The following is a 15,723-nucleotide window of genomic DNA, read 5'->3' as shown; positions in this document are numbered from 1 at the left end:
CGGCCCATGCTCGAACGCATCATCCGGCTGTCGATCCGGCAGCGCTACGCGGTCCTGGCCCTCGCACTCATTCTCGCCGGTCTGGGCGTCTGGGCGTTCGGCCGCCTCAAGATCGACGCCGTGCCCGACATCACCAACGTCCAGGTACAGATCAACACGGAGGCGCCCGGCTTCTCGCCGCTAGAAGCCGAGCAGCGCGTCACCTTCCCGGTCGAGACCGCCATCGCCGGCCTGCCCGAGCTCCAATATACCCGCTCGGTCTCCCGCTACGGGCTCTCCCAGGTCACCGTCGTCTTCGAGGACGGCACCGACATCTACTTCGCCCGCCAGCTCGTGAACGAGCGGCTCCAGGGCGTGCGCGGCACGCTGCCCGACGGCGTCGAGCCGGAGCTGGGGCCGATCGCGACCGGTCTGGGCGAAATCTTCATGTACACGGTCGAGGCGCGGCCGGGTGCCGTCAACGAACAGGGCAAGCGCTACACGGCGCAGGATCTGCGCACGCTTCACGACTGGGTCGTGCGCCCGCAGCTCCGGACCGTACCGGGCGTGACCGAGGTCAACTCGGTCGGCGGCTATCGGCGCGAGTACGTCGTGGCACCCATTCCGGCGCGGCTTTCCGGCTTCGGGCTCAGCGTCCAGGACCTCGTAGCAGCGCTGGAGAAGAACAACGCCAACGTCGGCGCGGGCTATATCGAGCAGTCCGGCTCGCAGTTTCTGATCCGCGTGCCGGGCCAGGCGACGAACGAGCGCGACCTGTCGGGTATCATCGTGGCCTACCGCCAGAACACGCCGATCCGCGTTGCGGACGTCGCGGACGTGGAGATCGGGTCCGAGCTTCGGAACGGCGCAGCCACCAAGGACGGCCGCGAGGTGGTGCTCGGCACCATCTACATGCTGGTCGGCGAGAATGCGCGCGAGGTGAGCCTCGCCGTCGCCGAGCGTCTCGAAGAGGTGAACCGCTCGCTGCCGGGCGGTGTCGTGGTCAACACCGTCTATGACCGCTCCAGGCTGGTCGAGGCGACGGTGGGCACGGTCGAGAAGAACCTCGCCGAGGGCGCTCTCCTCGTCATCGTCGTCCTGTTCCTGCTGCTCGGCAACATCCGCGCGGCGCTCATCACCGCCGCCGTCATCCCGTTCTCGTTCCTCCTCACCATCACCGGCATGGTGGCGTCCGACACGTCGGGCAACCTGATGAGCCTGGGCGCGCTCGACTTCGGCCTCATCGTCGACGGGGCCGTCATCATCGTCGAGAATTGCCTGCGGCGCTTCGGCGAGGCGCAGCACCGGCTCGGCCGGCTGCTCAACCGCGAGGAGCGGTTCGACCTGGCGGCGTCGGCGAGCGGAGAGGTGATCCGCCCGAGCCTGTTCGGCATCGCGATCATCACCATCGTCTACCTGCCCATCTTCGCGCTCGAAGGCGTCGAGGGGAAGACCTTCCACCCGATGGCGTTCACCGTCGTCCTGGCGTTGACGGCGGCGGCGCTCCTGTCGCTCACCTTCGTTCCCGCGGCCGTCGCGACCTTCGTGACCGGTCGCGTCGACGAGAAGGAGAACCGCGTGGTCCGAGCGGCCGGACGAGGTTATCGCCCGCTACTCGATTGGGCCTTGCGGATGCGCGTCGCGGTGGTGGCCGGCGCGGTCGCGCTGGTCGCGATCAGCGGCTTGGCTGCCAGCCGCCTGGGGTCGGAGTTCATCCCTAACCTGGACGAAGGCGACATCGCACTCCACGCGCTCCGCATTCCCGGCACGAGCCTCAGCCAAGCGGTCGCGATGCAGTCGGCACTGGAGCAGCGGATCAAGCAGTTTCCGGAGGTGAGCCAGGTGTTCGCCAAGATCGGCACGGCCGATGTCGCGACCGATCCGGTGCCGCCGTCGGTCGCCGACACCTTCGTCATCATGAAGCCGCGGAGTGAGTGGCCGGACCCGCGCAAGCCCAAGGCGCAGCTGGTGGCGGAGATGGACGCGGCGGTGCAGCAGGTGCCCGGCTCGCGCTACGAGTTCATTCAGCCCATCCAGATGCGGTTCAACGAGCTGATCGCCGGCGTCCGCTCCGACGTGGCGATCCGCGTCTATGGCGACGACCTGGAGCGGCTCGCGGCGGTCGCCGAGGATGTGCTGGGCGTGGTCTCGAGCATCGAGGGGTCGCAGGACGCGCAGACCGAGCAGGTGACCGGGCTGCCGTTCATCCAGATTCTCCCCGACCGCTTCGCCCTGACCCGGCTCGGGCTCAACGTCGCGGACGTGCAGGCCGTGGTCGCGGCGGCGACCGGAGGAACGCAGGCCGGGCAGATATTCGATGGCGACCGCCGCTTCGACATCGTCGTGCGCCTGCCCGAGCGGCTGCGCCAGGACCCGTCGGTGCTCCAGCGCCTGCCCATCCCGCTCCCCGGCGGGGTGGGGTCGGTGCCGCTCTCCGAAGTGGCGACGATCGAGCGCACCACGGGGCCGAACCAGATCAGCCGCGAGGACGGCAAGCGGCGCGCGGTGGTCACCACCAACGTGCGCGGCCGCGACCTCGGCTCGTTCATCGCGGAAGCGCAGGCGCGGGTCGCGGCGGAAGTCGAGCTGCCGCCGGGCTACTGGATCGATTATGGCGGCACCTTCGAGCAGCTCCAATCCGCCTCCACCCGGCTCAAGATCGTCGTGCCGCTGACGCTGCTTCTGATCTTCGGATTGCTGGTCGCGCTGTTCCGGTCCGCAAAGGATGCGCTAATCGTGTTCTCGGGCGTACCGCTGGCGCTCACCGGCGGCGTGGCGGCGCTGCTCCTGCGTGACATCCCGTTCTCGATCTCGGCGGGCGTCGGCTTCATCGCGCTGTCGGGCGTGGCGGTCCTGAATGGGCTGGTGATGCTCACCTTCATCCGTCAGCTCCGGGCCGAGGGCGCGGGGCTGGACGACGCGATCCGGGAGGGCGCGCTGACCCGCCTCCGTCCGGTGCTGATGACCGCGCTCGTCGCGTCGCTCGGCTTCGTGCCGATGGCGCTGAACGTCGGGCTCGGATCGGAGGTGCAGCGTCCGCTCGCGACCGTGGTGATCGGGGGCATCCTGTCCTCGACGATATTAACGCTGCTGGTGCTGCCCGCGCTCTACCGGATCGCCCACGGCCAGCGCCCGGCGCTCGAACCCCGACCGGCTATCGCCTGAGAGAAACCATGCTCTACCTCGCCATCAAGGCCCTCATCTCGGGCATCATCATCGCGGCCGTGTCGGAGATCGCGAAGCGGAGTCCCGGCTTCGGCGCGCTCGTCGCGTCACTCCCGCTCGTCTCGGTACTCGGCATGATGTGGTTGTGGCGCGACACGCACGATCCGGTCGGTATGGCCGCGCACGCCCGCGCGACCTTCTGGTTCGTGCTGCCCTCGCTACCGATGTTCCTCTTGATCCCGACGCTGCTGGGCCGGGGCGTGACGTTCTGGGCGGCGCTGATCGCGGGCTGCCTTCTCACGGTCGCGCTCTACCTCCTCATGATTTGGGCAGGGCCGCGCTTCGGCCTTCGTCTATGACGCGCCGGGACGCGTGACGTTGGTCTTGTCCAGCGCCGCCCGGAGGCCCCGCGCGAGCTTGGCCGCGTCATCGTGTCCCCAGAAGTGCATGAAGAAGAGCCGCGGCTGATCGCGCAGCATGTGGTTGTGAAGCGCGGTCACCTCGATGGCGTTGGTGCGTAGCTCCCTGAGCACCGGGTCGACCTCGGCGGCGGTCAGCACGAAGTCGCCGGTGATCGCCGCCCGACCGGAGCCGGTCGGCTGGAAGTTGATCGCGGTCGCGGTTCCCATGGACGCCGGCGCGGGCCTGCCGCCGTCGGTCGGCTTTTCGGCACGCGGGAAGCTGAACTGGTACACGCCTCCGTTCGGCTTCCCCTTGGTTCCCATGAGCTGGTCGAGCGCGGCCGTGTCGAGCGCGATCGGCGGCGAGGAGCCCGCGCCGGCCGAAGGCGGCTGCGAGTCCCTGGACGGAGCGGCGAGAGGCGTCCGGCTCGCGGACAGCGCCTCGCGAAGCGCGGTCGCGAGCTTCACCGGATCGCCGTGTCCCGAGATGTGCATGTACATGGTCGCGGGCGCGGAGCGGAGCAGGTGGTTGTGAAGCGCCGTGATCGTGTAGCCGGACGCGAGCAGCCGGCTCATGACGGAGTTCACCTCCTCATGCGTGAGCACGAGGTCGCCCATCACCATGACCTGGTCGCCCATGGGGTGGAACGCCGCCCACGAACCTAGCGCGAGCGCGGGCTTGATCGTCACGCCGTCGAGCTGGACGTTCAGGTCGCTGCGCGGGAACCCGTACCGGCGGACCCCGTCGGCCTGCGTTGTGCCGGTCCGGCCGAGGCTCCTGTCCACGGCCGCCCACCTGTCGCCGGTCACCTGGGGCGGTGCCGCTTGCGGGTTGGACTGGGCGGCGGCCGGCGCGGCGAGCGCGACCGCCAACGGGAGCAACAGGTAACGCAATGCTTCTCTCCTTGATCTCAAGTCGTCGGCCGGCACGGGAAGCGCTGGCGCAACGCCATTGTCACGCCGGCGAGCCGGGGCAGGTTGGCCGCGTGGCGGTTCTCGACCGCCCACGCCAGAAAGATACGGCTCAGCTCGCCCGAGCGCACGCCCCGGCCGCAGATGCCGGCCTCGCTGCCGCCGTTGCCGAACGCGGAAAGCGTCTCGGCCGCGCCGGAAAGGTACGCCTCGCACCGGCCGTTCACCTTCCTGCTCGTCTCATCGACGCACGTCCGGTAGAACTGCGCCACGGTTTCGTAGCGCGGCTGCGCCGCGGCGGACGGGAGCGCGAGACACGCCAGCACGGCGGGAACACCTGATCCAACGGCGCGCATCGCGTTCTCCTCGCCCCAAGTTTTAGCTCGCCGCCCTTAAACGATACAAGTGTACGTTCGTTTCTGCGCCATGATACAAGTGCCGCATGGCTGACGCTCTCCCGCCCGGGCCACGCGACTGGCTGCTGCTGATCCCTCAGCTCCCGGCCAAGCCCGCCTATCTGCGCGTGCGGGTGTGGCGGCGCTTGCAGGCGATGGGGGCCGCCCCGCTCAAGAACGCGGTCCATGCGCTGCCCGCTCGCGATGACACGCGAGCGCTGTTCGAGGAGTTGCGGGGGGAGATCACCGCTGGGGGCGGCGAGGCGCTGATCCTGGAGGCGCGGCTGGTCGAGGGCATGGGTGACGCGGAGCTGCGCGCCGTGTTCGACGCGGCCCGCGACGCGGATTACGAGGAGCTGGCGCGCGAAGCGCGGACGGTCGCCGAGGCGGAATACGTATCGTCCGCCGACGTCCGACGCTTGCGCAAGCGCCTGGACGAGATCGCCGCCATCGACTTCTTCGGCGCGCACGGCCGGCAAGCGGCGGAAGCCGCGATAACCCAGGCCGAAGGTCGCGCGGGCCGGCACCCCGACGTGAGCGGTCCCGGCGCGCCCGAGCTGACACGCGCGGAGCTGAAGGGCCGCACCTGGGTCACGCGTCGACACGTCCATGTCGACCGCATCGCATCCGCTTGGCTGATCCGCCGCTTTATCGACCCCAGCCCCAGCTTCAAGTTCGTGGACGGCAAGGGCTACGTGCCAGAGCCGGACGAGCTGCGGTTCGACATGGCGGACGCGGAGTTCACGCACGAGGACGACCGCTGCACCTTCGAAACGCTGGTGTTCCGGACGGGGCTCAACGCTGACCGGGCGCTCGTCGCCCTCGCCGAGATCGTCCACGACCTCGACATAGCGGACGACAAGTTCGGCCGGCCGGAAGCCGCCGGCATCGCCGCGCTCGTGAACGGCATCTGCGCCGGCACCGACGATGACGTGGAGCGGATCGCCCAAGGATCGGGCGCGCTCGACGGCTTCTACGCGCACTTCACCAAGCGACGCGGGTCATAGGGGAACCGGACCATGGCGAGCATCGAACATCCCGCTCCAGCTAACGCGGCCTTGGATGACGCCCGCCCGCCCGACCTGAGCTATCCTGCGCTGTTCCTCCGGTTCCTGCGGTTCGGCATGATGGCGTTCGGCGGGCCGGTGGCTCAGATCGCCATGATCCGGCGCGAACTGGTGGAGGAGGAGCGCTGGATCGGGAGCGACCGCTTCAACAAGCTGCTCGCCGTCATGCAGGTTCTTCCCGGGCCGGAGGCGCATGAGCTGTGCGTCCATCTCGGCATCCGCGCCAAGGGCAGGTTGGGCGGGCTGCTCGCCGGGCTCGGCTTCATGCTACCGGGGCTCGTGCTCATGCTCGCGCTGGCATGGGCGTACACCCGTTTGCCGATCCAGGGGACGCTGCTGGGAGCCGCGTTCCTGGGCGTTCAGGCGGCCGTGATCGCGGTCATCGTCCGCGCGGTCCACCGCATCGGCGAACACATCCTGCTCGACCCGTGGCTCTGGGCCGCCGCGATCGCGGCGGCCGCCGCCTCCCTCGCCGGCGTCAGCTTCTGGATCATGCTGCCGGCGGCGGGCGCGGCCTACGCGCTCGCCTCCACCGGCCGCCATGCGCTCGCCGCGATCGTGGTGGCGCTCGCGATCGGCGTTGCGGCCCTGACCTGGACAGGAGGCGCGGGCGCGGCGGATGGCGCGGGCGGCGCTCGGGAGGTAACGCCGACAACGCTCGCGCTGTTCTGGGCAGGGTTGAAGGGCGGGCTTCTGACCTTCGGCGGTGCTTACACCGCCATCCCGTTCATCCGTAACGACACCGTGGGCCGGGGCTGGATGACGGACGCGCAATTCCTCGACGGCTTGGGGCTGTCGGGCATCCTCCCCGCACCGCTCGTGATCTTCGCCACGTTCGTGGGCTGGATCAGCGGCGGCCTTGCCGGCGCGCTCGCGATGACCGCCGGCATGTTCCTCCCCGCCTTCGCGTTCTCGCTGCTCCTCTACGAGCGGCTCGAAGCCGTGGTCGAGCACAAGCGGTTGCAGCTCTTCCTGGCCGGCGTCGCTGCGGGCGTGGTCGGCCTGATCGTGGTGACGGTGGTCGACCTCGCCCGGACCACGGCCGCGCGCACGCCGAACCTGGTCGTTAGCGCGCTCATCCTCGCGGTCGCGCTCGGGATCATATACCGCTGGAGGAGCAAGCTCGCCACGCCCGTCGTGCTGGCGATCGGGGCAAGCGCGGGTGCTGTTCTGTTACGATGATCTTCGAACGGCTTCGGTCGAAGACAACCAAGAGACGCGAGATTATATGCGATCCCTCAGGTTCGGTTAGAGGAGGGCGCTAAAGTATTGGTACTAGCCGGAAGGAATTTGCCGGCCGAGCGAGTGAGAGCCGAGCCTTCGTGCAGCTTCGAAGCTGGCCAGCGTCCTCGTGCGACCTTCTACGCGGGGTCAAATGACTTTATAGACAGCAGCGATGCCGCACCGACGCTTCGGTCGGGCGCACGGAAGAGCGTCCGGGCGCGCTCGAGAACTATCAGCGGGGCACCGCGCCGGCTTTGGCGACGCGGTGCCTCCAACCGATGGGCCTCAGCTCTGCACCATGCGCTGGAGCTCGGCGATCTCCTTCTGCTGGTCCGATTTGGTCTTCTGCGCCTTATCGCGCACCGGCTCCGGCGGGTTCTGAGCAAGCACCACATTGGACATCTCAACGCCGCCCTGATGATGCTCGATCATCTTTCGGGTCCATGTCTCCGACGGGTTGGCGCCGGTGGCCGCCATCATGCGCTCATGCATCTGCATCATCGAGGGACGGTAAAGCTCGGCGCTCTGGCCGCTGGCTGGCGCTTCCTCACCGGTCATTTTCTGAAGCTCGTCGATCTCCTTGCGCTGCTTCTCGATGGTCTTCTGCGCCATTTCCCTAACCTGCGGGGTAGGCTGCTGTTCAAGCACGATCTCGGACATCGCGATGGCGCCGCGGTGATGCTCGATCATCTTGCGGGCCCAGCTGTCGGCCGGCGTTGCACCGCTCGCGGCCATCATACGTTCGTTCATCGCCATTTCGGCCTGTGTGAACGGCGTCTGCGTAGCCGGCGTCATCGCACCCGGGGATGCCGTCGCGTTCTCGCTTTTCAGCTCCGTGACTTCCGTTCCGCCCGTCGACTCATTGGCTCCGCTATTTCCTTGAGAACAGGCTGCGGTCGCAAGAAGGGCCGCTGCGGCGACGGTTCCAGGCAAGATGGTCTTCATCAGGTTCTCTCCTACTCTGCTGCGAATCAGGAAACTCACATCGTTGCGCATCGGGTCCGCTCATCGGCACATCAGGTTCGTCCAAAGCCAGTACGCGGCGGGTTTCAGTGATTCTCACCAATCGCGCGGCTCAGCGAGCGCCATAGTGAACTGCCGCCAAGGGGCGTGGCAGCGCGAGATCGCTCATGGTGAACGTCTAGAGGCGGGCAACTTGAGCGAAAAATGAGCCCAAAGACTTGCTGAGCAGCCGTGAGTAGTGGCTACGAATCGCTGATGCGACTGCAGTTCACATAGAGCCGGCGCGACGACGGGAAATCCAGCGAAGGTCGGATCGCCCGAAGCTTTTGAACAGCAGATAGAATCCGGTGACGGACAGCCAAAGGGCGCCAAAGGCGACGAAGATGATCAGTGGATGATTGAAGCTGGTGCGTCCGACATAGTCCATGTTGTGGAGCATCCAGACGAAGTCCCACGCTCGCCACGCGTCGCCTCGTGTGACGAGGAGCCGCCCCGTGTCGGCGGAAATATAGACGCTCGTGTTGGCGGCATCTGCAAAATTCACGCGCCACATCGGCCCTTGATGCTCGCGAGCTTCGAGATTGCTGTCGGGCAGCCGCGCGACCGATCGGACCGGGGCGGTACTGGCCTCGGCCGCTACAGCCCGTGCGAGCGCCTCATCTATGCGCACGAGTCGGCCGCTCCGTGCATCGAGGAGCATGATCCCGTCTCGCGACCTCACCTCGTAAACAGGCACGCCGGCGACCTGCCGTAGCGACAGCGCGACGATCGGAACCGACCCGAGCGTGCTTGCAGGGGAAATCAGGGCGTCTCGCCAGACGATCGCCGCCGCATGATCGTCCGAGCCGCCATGCCCGCCGACCGCGTCGCTGGGCAGAAGCGCCATGATCGCGCCGCTGATCGTCCAGAGCACGAACTGCAAGCCGAGGATCAGCCCCACCCACTTATGGATGCGACGAAACAACAGGGGGGATACGCGCAGCCGGCTCACGCGACCCTCTTCCGGCGACCCTTTGGAAACGACCAGAGCAGAAGCCAAGCACCGCTCACCGCCATTGCGACGGCGCTCCACGTCGCGATGCGCAGCAACGGGTTGTTGACGTCGCTCCGCTCTTCGTAATCCATGATGTGCATCATCCAGGCGAAGTCGAAAATTCGCCAGAGCAGGTGTCGCCGTGCGAGAAGTTCGCCGGTGGTTGCTGAGATGTAGAGAGTGGGACGGTTCCAGCCGGCGAACTCGACCTGCCAGAATGGCGGCTTGCGGGTCTGCATCTCCAGCGGTGCGGTCGTAAGCAGACGCGTGCTCACGATGTTCGCCGATCCTGCGTAGATCGCGCGTGCAATCCGCTTCACCTCCTCTGGTGACAGCGGGGGGAGACGCTGCCCGCTAGCCGCGTCGTGCAGGATCGCCTCTTGGGCGGTGTCCACCCTCCAAACAGGCCGGTCCAATAGGCGTTGTAGTCGAATCTCCCGTGCGCCCGGATGCTCCGCCAAGAGCGCGGCCGGAGGAGATAAATCGGCCAACTTGTAGGTCGCAGGCGCGGCCGCGCGAACGAGATGGTCGCCGTGGATGATGTCGATGTGGACCGCGACCATGTAGAAGCCGGTGATCGTCCAGAGCACGACTTGCAGCCCGACGAGGAGCGCCAGCCACTTATGGATACGCCGCGCAACCAAGGGCCAGCGAATGCCTGCCATCGACCTTCCTCACAACGGCTGCGCCGCACACATTCTCAGATCATCGACGCAGAGCGCCAGGAGTGAACTTTAGTCGTGCCACCCCGCCATGGGAAAGAGGGGTGCCCGCATTACGCCCGTAGCGGCACCCGCTGTCGGGTGGCGTGTCGCTTTTCTACCGCGGTCGTTTAGTGCCGGGCGAAGATCTTGCGGCCGCTTGGCCCGAACGCGATGACGTCGTAGCGTTGTGCCGCCCTCCCTGGCACCTCCATCCCGGGCGAACCGAGCGGCATACCGGCAACCGCCAGTCCGGTTACGCCTTTTGGACGCTGGGCGAGCGCGCGCTTCATATCCGCGATCGGCACATGCCCTTCGAACGTCATGCCGTCGACGATCGCGGTGTGGCAGGACGCGAGATCGGCGGGCACGCCGCGCCTCTTCATCAACGTCGCGCGATTCGCGTCATCGACGATGCGCACTGCGCGGCCGAACTGCGCCTTGACCTGCCGGGCCCATTCGCCGCAGCAGCCACAGCCAGGGTCGCGGTGGACGAGAACCGCATCGGCCGCGACCGCTGAGGCAGGTACGGCAAGGGCCAGCGCGGTTAGCAGAAACCGTACGTGACTCATTCAAACGACCTCCAGGCAAGGGGTGCCGTTATTGCCCGCGGTCGCGGCGGGAGCGCCAGCCCACTATCCAACGTCACGTACCTCGAGAGACGCTGTCGCGTTCGCAAGCTGCACGCGCCCCTCAAAACCAGACCCTCACACCGGTGACGAAGCTGAACCCGCCCGTGCTCTCGCCCTCGGCGCGCGCGAAGCGGGCGGTGTCGCCCAGCTTCCGGTCCCACGACACGCCGATGTACGGCGCGAACTCGCGGCGAAGCTCGTAGCGCAGCCGCAGCCCCAGCTCGATGTCGGACAGGCCGGAGCCGATGCCGTTCTCCGGCACGTCCTGGGCGGCGAAGTTCAGCTCGGCGCGGGGCTGGAGCACCCACCAGTTGGTGAGCCGCTGGTCGTAATAGGCCTCGGCGCGCGCGAGCACGTCGCCCTTGTCGGAGAGGAACACGGTCCCTTCGACGTCGAACCAGTACGGCGCCAGCGCCTCGAAGCCGACGCTCGCATAGGCGCGGGACGGGTTCGGCTTGAAGTCGTACCGCACGCCCGCCTGGAAGTTGACGTAAGGATCGAGCGCGCGGTTGTAGAGCAGCTGCACCTCGGCGTCGTCGATCGGACGGCCGAAGTCGCCGGCACCCTCCGTCTTGATCGCCAGCCTGTTGATGTCGCCGCCGATCCACGCCTCGCCGTCCCAACGGTAGCCGTCGCGGCCGTCCCTGATCTGGGCCTCGGCGAGGTTGAAGATCACTTGGCGATAGATGCCGCCGCCATGCTCCTGTTTCAGGTCGCGCACCGCCTCGGCCATGCGCTCCTCGCCGTAGAACCGCCCTGCGGCACTGCCCTGAAATGCGGTCGGCGCGGGCGAATTGCCGGCAGGGAGATTGGTGCCGATTGGGGCGGAATGATCTGTCATTCGGCTCATGTCGTGACCTGGCTGCCCAACCTGTGCCCCGTTTTCCGATTGCGGCATGGCGGACATGTTGTGCCCGGCATGAGGATCGGCAGGCGCAGTGGAGGTCGACGCGCCATCGCGCATCGAACTCATGTCGTGACCGGCATGTGGATCCGCTGGCGCCGCCTGGCCGGTCTGGGCTCCCGACATGCCCTGCATGCCGGACATGTCGTGACCTGCATCCGGATCGGCTGCAGGCGTTGAAGGCGAACCCGCGGCAGGCATCGAGTGCCCGGCGTGCGGGTCGGCCGCCGGTGTTCTCCGCGTCGAAGCGGCCGGGCGCGTCGCCTTGCGGGCTGCCGGCGTAGCAGCCGCGCGGGGCTGCGCCTTCCGTGCCGCCGGCCTGGTGGCGGGCTTCGCTGCCGGCCTTTTCCGCGGGGCGGGTTTGGCGGCCGGTTTCGCCGGCATGGTCATGCCCGGCATGTTGTGGCCGGCGTGCTGGGCCGCGGCGGGAGCGGCGAGGGCGACCGTCGCCAGCCCGGCGAGAAGGGCGGCTCTCACGCGACCTCTCCCTTCTCATTCCGGACCTGGACGACCTGCATCATGCCGGCGTGCATGTGGTAGAGCATGTGGCAGTGGAACGCCCAGTCGCCGGCCTCGGCGGTTACGTCCCAGCTCACCTTGCCGCCGGGCTGCACCAGCACCGTATGCTTCCTGGGCGCGTAGGCTCCATGTCCCGTCACCAGCTCGAAGAAGTGACCGTGGATGTGGATGGGGTGGCCCATCATGGTGTCGTTGACCAGCGTAACGCGCACCCGTTCGCCGGTCCGCATCGGGATCGGCTCCTTCACCTCCGACAGCTTCTCGCCGTCGAAGCTCCACATGTAGCGTTCCATGTTGCCGGTGAGGTGGATTTCCAGCTCGCGGCCGGGCGCGCGCGTGTCGGGGTTCGGCTCCAGCGCCATGAGCTGGCGGTAGGTGAGCGTGCGGTGGCCTACGTCCTCCAGCCCCTGGCCGGGGAAGTCGGTGCGGTCGACGGGCATGGGCGAGATGGTCTGCACGCCCGGACCCTTCTTCACGCCGGGCGCATTCGAGAAGTCGCGCATGGAGTGGTCCATGCCGCCTGAGCCGTGGCCCATGGCGGCGTGGTCCATGGCTTGACCGCCAGCCGCCGGCGTGCCGTGACCCATGGCCGCGTGATCGGCGGCCGCTTCGGCTCCGGCTTGGGTTCCGTGTCCCATGGCGGCATGGTCTGCCGCCGTTGCGCCCGCCTGGCTGCCATGTCCCATCGCCGCATGGTCGGCAGCCGACATGCCTGCCATTGCGCCCGCCGCGGCTCCGGCCATCGCGCCGTGGTTCATCTGCGAATGGTCGGTCGCCGGCGCGGCGGGGGAGCCGTGGCCCATCGCGGCGTGGTCCATGCCCGCCATCGAACCTGCGGCTCCGCCCTGGGCGGCTCCGTGGTTCATGCCGCCATGATCCATCCCGCCCATGCCCATGTCCTTCATGGTCGCGATCGGGCGGGGGCGCAGCGGCGGGACGGGCGCGGTCATGCCCTCGCGCGGGGCCAAGGTGGCGCGCGCCATGCCGGAGCGGTCCACGCTCTCGCCGACCAGCGTGAAGGCGCGGTCCTCGGTGGGCGTGACGATGGCGTCATAGGTCTCGGCGGGGCCGAACTGGAACTCGTCGATCTCCACCGGGCGCACGTTCAGCCCGTCGGCCGCGACGATCGTCATGGGGAGGCCGGGGATGCGGACGTTGAAGGTCGTCATCGCGGAAGCATTGATGAACCGGAGCCGCACCCGCTCGCCGGGCCGAAACAGCGCCGTCCAGTTGTCGCGGGGGCCGTAGCCGTTCGCGAGATAGGTATAGGTCGAGCCCGTCACGTCGGCGATGTCGGTTGGGTCCATCCGCATCTTGCCCCACATGGCCCGCTCCTCGGCGCTCTGCCCCTTGCCGGCGAGGAGCCCGCCCAAGGTCTGGCGCTGGCGGTTGAAGTAGCCCGCCTCCAGCTTCAACCGCCGGAAGATCGCGTGCGGGTGCATGAAGCTGGCGTCCGACAGCACGATGACGTGCTCGCGGTCGAACGCCACGGGGTCGGCACCCTTGGGATCGATCACGATCGGCCCGTAATGGCCTTCCTGCTCCTGGAGCCCGGAATGGCTGTGGTACCAGTAGGTGCCCGACTGGATCACCGGGAACTCGTAGGTGAAAGTCGACCTGGCCGGTATGCCCGGGAAGCTCACGCCCGGCACGCCGTCCATCTGGAACGGCAGCAGCAGCCCATGCCAGTGGATCGAGGTCTCCTCGTCCAGCGTGTTCTCGACGTGCAGGCGCACGTTCTGCCCCTCGCGCAAGCGAATGAGCGGCGCGGGCGCGGTGCCGTTGATGCCGATGCCGTGGGTGCGCCTGCCGTCGATCGTGCGCATGACATGGCCCACGCGGAGCCGGATGTCCTCGCCCGACACGGTGGGGAGGGGCTTCGCGATGCCGGCCGATACCGGCTGCGCCCAAGCAGGCATGTGGGCCGCGAGTGCGAGACCGCTTCCCGCCATTCCGGCGCTCCGCAGAAGCTGGCGCCTGTTCATCAGCTGGTTCATTCTTCCCTCGATAGGCCGCAACACTCGGCCGCTACTCCCGATCCAGTACGCGCGAGCGAGACAAAACCCTCACTCCACGCTCACCGGATATGGGGCTTGCCATCGTGGCAAGGTCAAGGGATCGAGCCCGCGCTTGAATCGGCGCGAGCAACTAGGTTGAGAGTGTGGGCCGGCCCGAAGCCGGCCCACTCCTTCAGGGGTCAGAGGAACAGGTACTCCGAACCGAGATAGGTGATGTTCGGATTGCTCACGAACCCTCCGCCTTCGACGCTGCTGAACATGAAGTCATCCTGCGCCATCTGCGAGGTGGTGATCCCCTGGATCAGCACGGAGCCGTCGCCCTGGTCGGTGTCCCAGGACACGAGCACGCCGCCCGACGTGTCCTCGACCTTCACCTGTCCCGGCAGGATGTCGATAAAGGCGATGTGGTCGAACGCACCGGGACCCGCGTCGAAGCCGCCGACGATCACGTCATTCCCGCTATCCGGACGCACGATGAAGGCGTCTGCGCCATCGCCGCCGTTCAGCTGGTCGTCGCCGCGGCCGCCCTCGAGCATATCGTGGCCGGCCCCGGCGAAGAGCCGGTCGTTACCCTCCTCGCCCATGAGGTTGTCGGCCATCATGCCGCCATATAGCGCGTCGGCACCGGCGCCGCCCTTGAGCGCGTCCTGGCCGTCTCCGCCGTCGAGCACGTCATTCCCGTCGCCGCCGTCGAGGTGGTCGTCCTCGGCCCCGCCGTAGAGCCGGTCGGCGCCGCCCAGGCCGAAGTACACGTCGCGGTCGGCGGTGGCCTGGAACGTGTCGCCGCCAGCACCGCCATACTGGACGTTGAACTCGTCGAACTCATAGTCGACCGCCGGAGCGGTGTTGCCGTTCACCGCCGGAGCGGAAACATTGCCGCCCTCATTCTTCGCGTAACTGACGGCCTCCAGACGGGTGTCAGCGGGATCGCCCGGCAGCAGGAGCTGGCGATCCTCCGGAAACATGAAGTCGTCCTGGGCGAGTTCGGACTTCGCAACTCCGGCAAGGAGGACCGAAGCCTTGCCATCGTTCCAGCTGATCCGAGTACCGGCGCCCGTCTCCTCGAAGCGCAGCTCCTCGGGATCGATGTCGCGCATGACCAAGTGATCGAACATGCCGGGACCGGCTCTGAAATCGTAGATCACGTCGTCACCCGAGTTCGGGTCGAAGACGAAGGCGTCGGCCCCGGTGCCGCCGATCAGGACGTCGTCGCCCCTGCCGCCTTCGAGATCGCCATGGCCCGCCCCTTCGTCGAGGACGTCTCGACCGTCGCCGCCGGTCAGGCCGTCATTCTCCGCGCCGCCGAACAGGATGTCCGAGCCGTCTCCCCCATCCAGCTCGTCCATGCCGCCGCCGCCGAACGCGACGTCGTTGCCCCGACCGCCCCACAGCGCGTCGTCCATCCCTGCGCCGATGAGCGCGTCGGACTGTCCGCGCCCGAACTCGATGTTCATCTTGTCGGAACGGCCGGAAAAGAAGTCCGGGCGCTGGGTTCCGATCGCGAGCCGATATTCGTCGATCACACGGTCGACGCGGCCCTCATCGCGGTCCTGCCTCACCTCACGTGCTTGCTTTTGTGCCATGATCCGTCCTCCTGAAGCCGAGTTTCGCCGCCGGCTGCTTGGCGCGCAGGGGCCACACGCGGTGCACTAGGCCTGGGTTCCGGATATGCACCGATCGGCCGCCGTAAAGGTCCGATTGTCTAGGCAATGTGCCGATCGGGTGCGGCGGCGTACTTCCTGGACGAGCGTAGGCGGCTCCAAGCCGGTCCAAGTATTGCCTAGACAGATCACCGGCCGGGCAAGCCACG

At 67.7% G+C, this 15,723-nt stretch carries 13 protein-coding genes; 4 read left to right on the top strand and 9 right to left on the bottom strand.

The window, feature by feature from the left end:
- The first annotated feature begins 6 nt into the window (after positions 1 to 6).
- Both CKY28_RS17160 and CKY28_RS17155 read left to right on the top strand, forming a co-directional pair.
- Complete coding sequence (locus tag CKY28_RS17160; RefSeq protein WP_095999617.1) at positions 7 to 3,144, top strand: efflux RND transporter permease subunit; 3,138 nt, start codon at positions 7 to 9, stop codon at positions 3,142 to 3,144.
- A gap of 8 nt (positions 3,145 to 3,152) precedes the next feature.
- A complete protein-coding gene (locus CKY28_RS17155; RefSeq protein ID WP_095999616.1) occupies positions 3,153 to 3,503 on the top strand; it encodes a DUF3147 family protein in 351 nt (116 codons plus the stop codon).
- Here the strand turns inward: CKY28_RS17155 and CKY28_RS17150 are convergent.
- Both CKY28_RS17150 and CKY28_RS17145 read right to left on the bottom strand, forming a co-directional pair.
- The gene (locus CKY28_RS17150) at positions 3,498 to 4,439 is read right to left on the bottom strand and encodes a DUF1259 domain-containing protein (RefSeq protein WP_245841906.1); all 942 of its coding nucleotides are present in this window, start codon (positions 4,437 to 4,439) and stop codon (positions 3,498 to 3,500) included. The two genes, CKY28_RS17155 and CKY28_RS17150, sit on opposite strands and share 6 nt — an antisense overlap.
- Positions 4,440 to 4,456: 17 nt before the next feature.
- The gene (locus CKY28_RS17145; protein ID WP_141243980.1) at positions 4,457 to 4,813 is read right to left on the bottom strand and encodes a Rap1a/Tai family immunity protein; all 357 of its coding nucleotides are present in this window, start codon (positions 4,811 to 4,813) and stop codon (positions 4,457 to 4,459) included.
- Positions 4,814 to 4,899: 86 nt separating this feature from the next.
- On the opposite strand from CKY28_RS17145, the gene CKY28_RS17140 reads away from it, so the two are divergent.
- Both CKY28_RS17140 and chrA read left to right on the top strand, forming a co-directional pair.
- Positions 4,900 to 5,859: a chromate resistance protein ChrB domain-containing protein gene (locus CKY28_RS17140; protein ID WP_245841905.1), complete on the top strand. Its 960-nt coding sequence runs from the start codon at positions 4,900 to 4,902 to the stop codon at positions 5,857 to 5,859.
- 51 nt (positions 5,860 to 5,910) lie between these two features.
- Positions 5,911 to 7,101 carry a chromate efflux transporter gene (gene chrA, locus CKY28_RS17135; protein ID WP_281253264.1) on the top strand — a complete coding sequence of 397 codons (1,191 nt, stop codon included), beginning with the start codon at positions 5,911 to 5,913 and terminating at the stop codon, positions 7,099 to 7,101.
- 327 nt (positions 7,102 to 7,428) lie between these two features.
- On the opposite strand, the gene CKY28_RS18850 is transcribed toward chrA, so the two are convergent.
- The 7 genes from CKY28_RS18850 to CKY28_RS19160 all read right to left on the bottom strand — a co-directional run bounded on the left by CKY28_RS18850 (position 7,429) and on the right by CKY28_RS19160 (position 15,496).
- On the bottom strand, positions 7,429 to 8,088 hold the full coding sequence (locus tag CKY28_RS18850; protein WP_176473164.1) for a DUF305 domain-containing protein: 660 nt from the start codon (positions 8,086 to 8,088) through the stop codon (positions 7,429 to 7,431).
- A 286-nt stretch (positions 8,089 to 8,374) separates the two neighbouring features.
- Positions 8,375 to 9,097, bottom strand: a complete 723-nt coding sequence (locus CKY28_RS17125) for a PepSY domain-containing protein (RefSeq protein WP_095999613.1) — start codon at positions 9,095 to 9,097, stop codon at positions 8,375 to 8,377.
- Positions 9,094 to 9,804, bottom strand: a complete 711-nt coding sequence (locus CKY28_RS17120) for a PepSY domain-containing protein (protein WP_095999612.1) — start codon at positions 9,802 to 9,804, stop codon at positions 9,094 to 9,096. Before CKY28_RS17120 ends, CKY28_RS17125 begins: the two co-directional genes overlap by 4 nt.
- 167 nt (positions 9,805 to 9,971) lie before the next feature.
- Positions 9,972 to 10,412, bottom strand: coding sequence for a DUF411 domain-containing protein (locus tag CKY28_RS17115; RefSeq protein WP_095999611.1), 441 nt, complete (start codon positions 10,410 to 10,412; stop codon positions 9,972 to 9,974).
- 121 nt (positions 10,413 to 10,533) lie between these two features.
- Positions 10,534 to 11,760 carry a copper resistance protein B gene (locus CKY28_RS17110; protein WP_425442548.1) on the bottom strand — a complete coding sequence of 409 codons (1,227 nt, stop codon included), beginning with the start codon at positions 11,758 to 11,760 and terminating at the stop codon, positions 10,534 to 10,536.
- A gap of 89 nt (positions 11,761 to 11,849) precedes the next feature.
- Positions 11,850 to 13,892 carry a copper resistance system multicopper oxidase gene (locus CKY28_RS17105; RefSeq protein ID WP_095999610.1) on the bottom strand — a complete coding sequence of 681 codons (2,043 nt, stop codon included), beginning with the start codon at positions 13,890 to 13,892 and terminating at the stop codon, positions 11,850 to 11,852.
- Positions 13,893 to 14,092: 200 nt separating this feature from the next.
- Complete coding sequence (locus CKY28_RS19160; protein WP_141243979.1) at positions 14,093 to 15,496, bottom strand: calcium-binding protein; 1,404 nt, start codon at positions 15,494 to 15,496, stop codon at positions 14,093 to 14,095.
- Positions 15,497 to 15,723 lie beyond the last annotated feature (227 nt).

The organism is Sphingomonas lenta, from assembly GCF_002288825.1.
GTDB lineage: Bacteria > Pseudomonadota > Alphaproteobacteria > Sphingomonadales > Sphingomonadaceae > Sphingomonas > Sphingomonas lenta.
This window is presented reverse-complemented; position numbering and strand designations above follow the sequence as displayed.

What these genes read in the sequence shown, in the direction of transcription:
- CKY28_RS17160 (WP_095999617.1), top strand. Translation starts at nt 7, where the DNA reads ATGCTCGAACGCATCATCCGGCTGTCGATCCGGCAGCGCTACGCGGTC.
- CKY28_RS17155 (WP_095999616.1), top strand. Translation starts at nt 3,153, where the DNA reads ATGCTCTACCTCGCCATCAAGGCCCTCATCTCGGGCATCATCATCGCG.
- CKY28_RS17145 (WP_141243980.1), bottom strand. Translation starts at nt 4,813, where the DNA reads ATGCGCGCCGTTGGATCAGGTGTTCCCGCCGTGCTGGCGTGTCTCGCG.
- CKY28_RS17140 (WP_245841905.1), top strand. Translation starts at nt 4,900, where the DNA reads ATGGCTGACGCTCTCCCGCCCGGGCCACGCGACTGGCTGCTGCTGATC.
- CKY28_RS18850 (WP_176473164.1), bottom strand. Translation starts at nt 8,088, where the DNA reads ATGAAGACCATCTTGCCTGGAACCGTCGCCGCAGCGGCCCTTCTTGCG.
- CKY28_RS17120 (WP_095999612.1), bottom strand. Translation starts at nt 9,804, where the DNA reads ATGGCAGGCATTCGCTGGCCCTTGGTTGCGCGGCGTATCCATAAGTGG.
- CKY28_RS17115 (WP_095999611.1), bottom strand. Translation starts at nt 10,412, where the DNA reads ATGAGTCACGTACGGTTTCTGCTAACCGCGCTGGCCCTTGCCGTACCT.
- CKY28_RS17110 (WP_425442548.1), bottom strand. Translation starts at nt 11,760, where the DNA reads ATGCCGGCGAAACCGGCCGCCAAACCCGCCCCGCGGAAAAGGCCGGCA.
- CKY28_RS17105 (WP_095999610.1), bottom strand. Translation starts at nt 13,892, where the DNA reads ATGAACCAGCTGATGAACAGGCGCCAGCTTCTGCGGAGCGCCGGAATG.
- CKY28_RS19160 (WP_141243979.1), bottom strand. Translation starts at nt 15,496, where the DNA reads ATGGCACAAAAGCAAGCACGTGAGGTGAGGCAGGACCGCGATGAGGGC.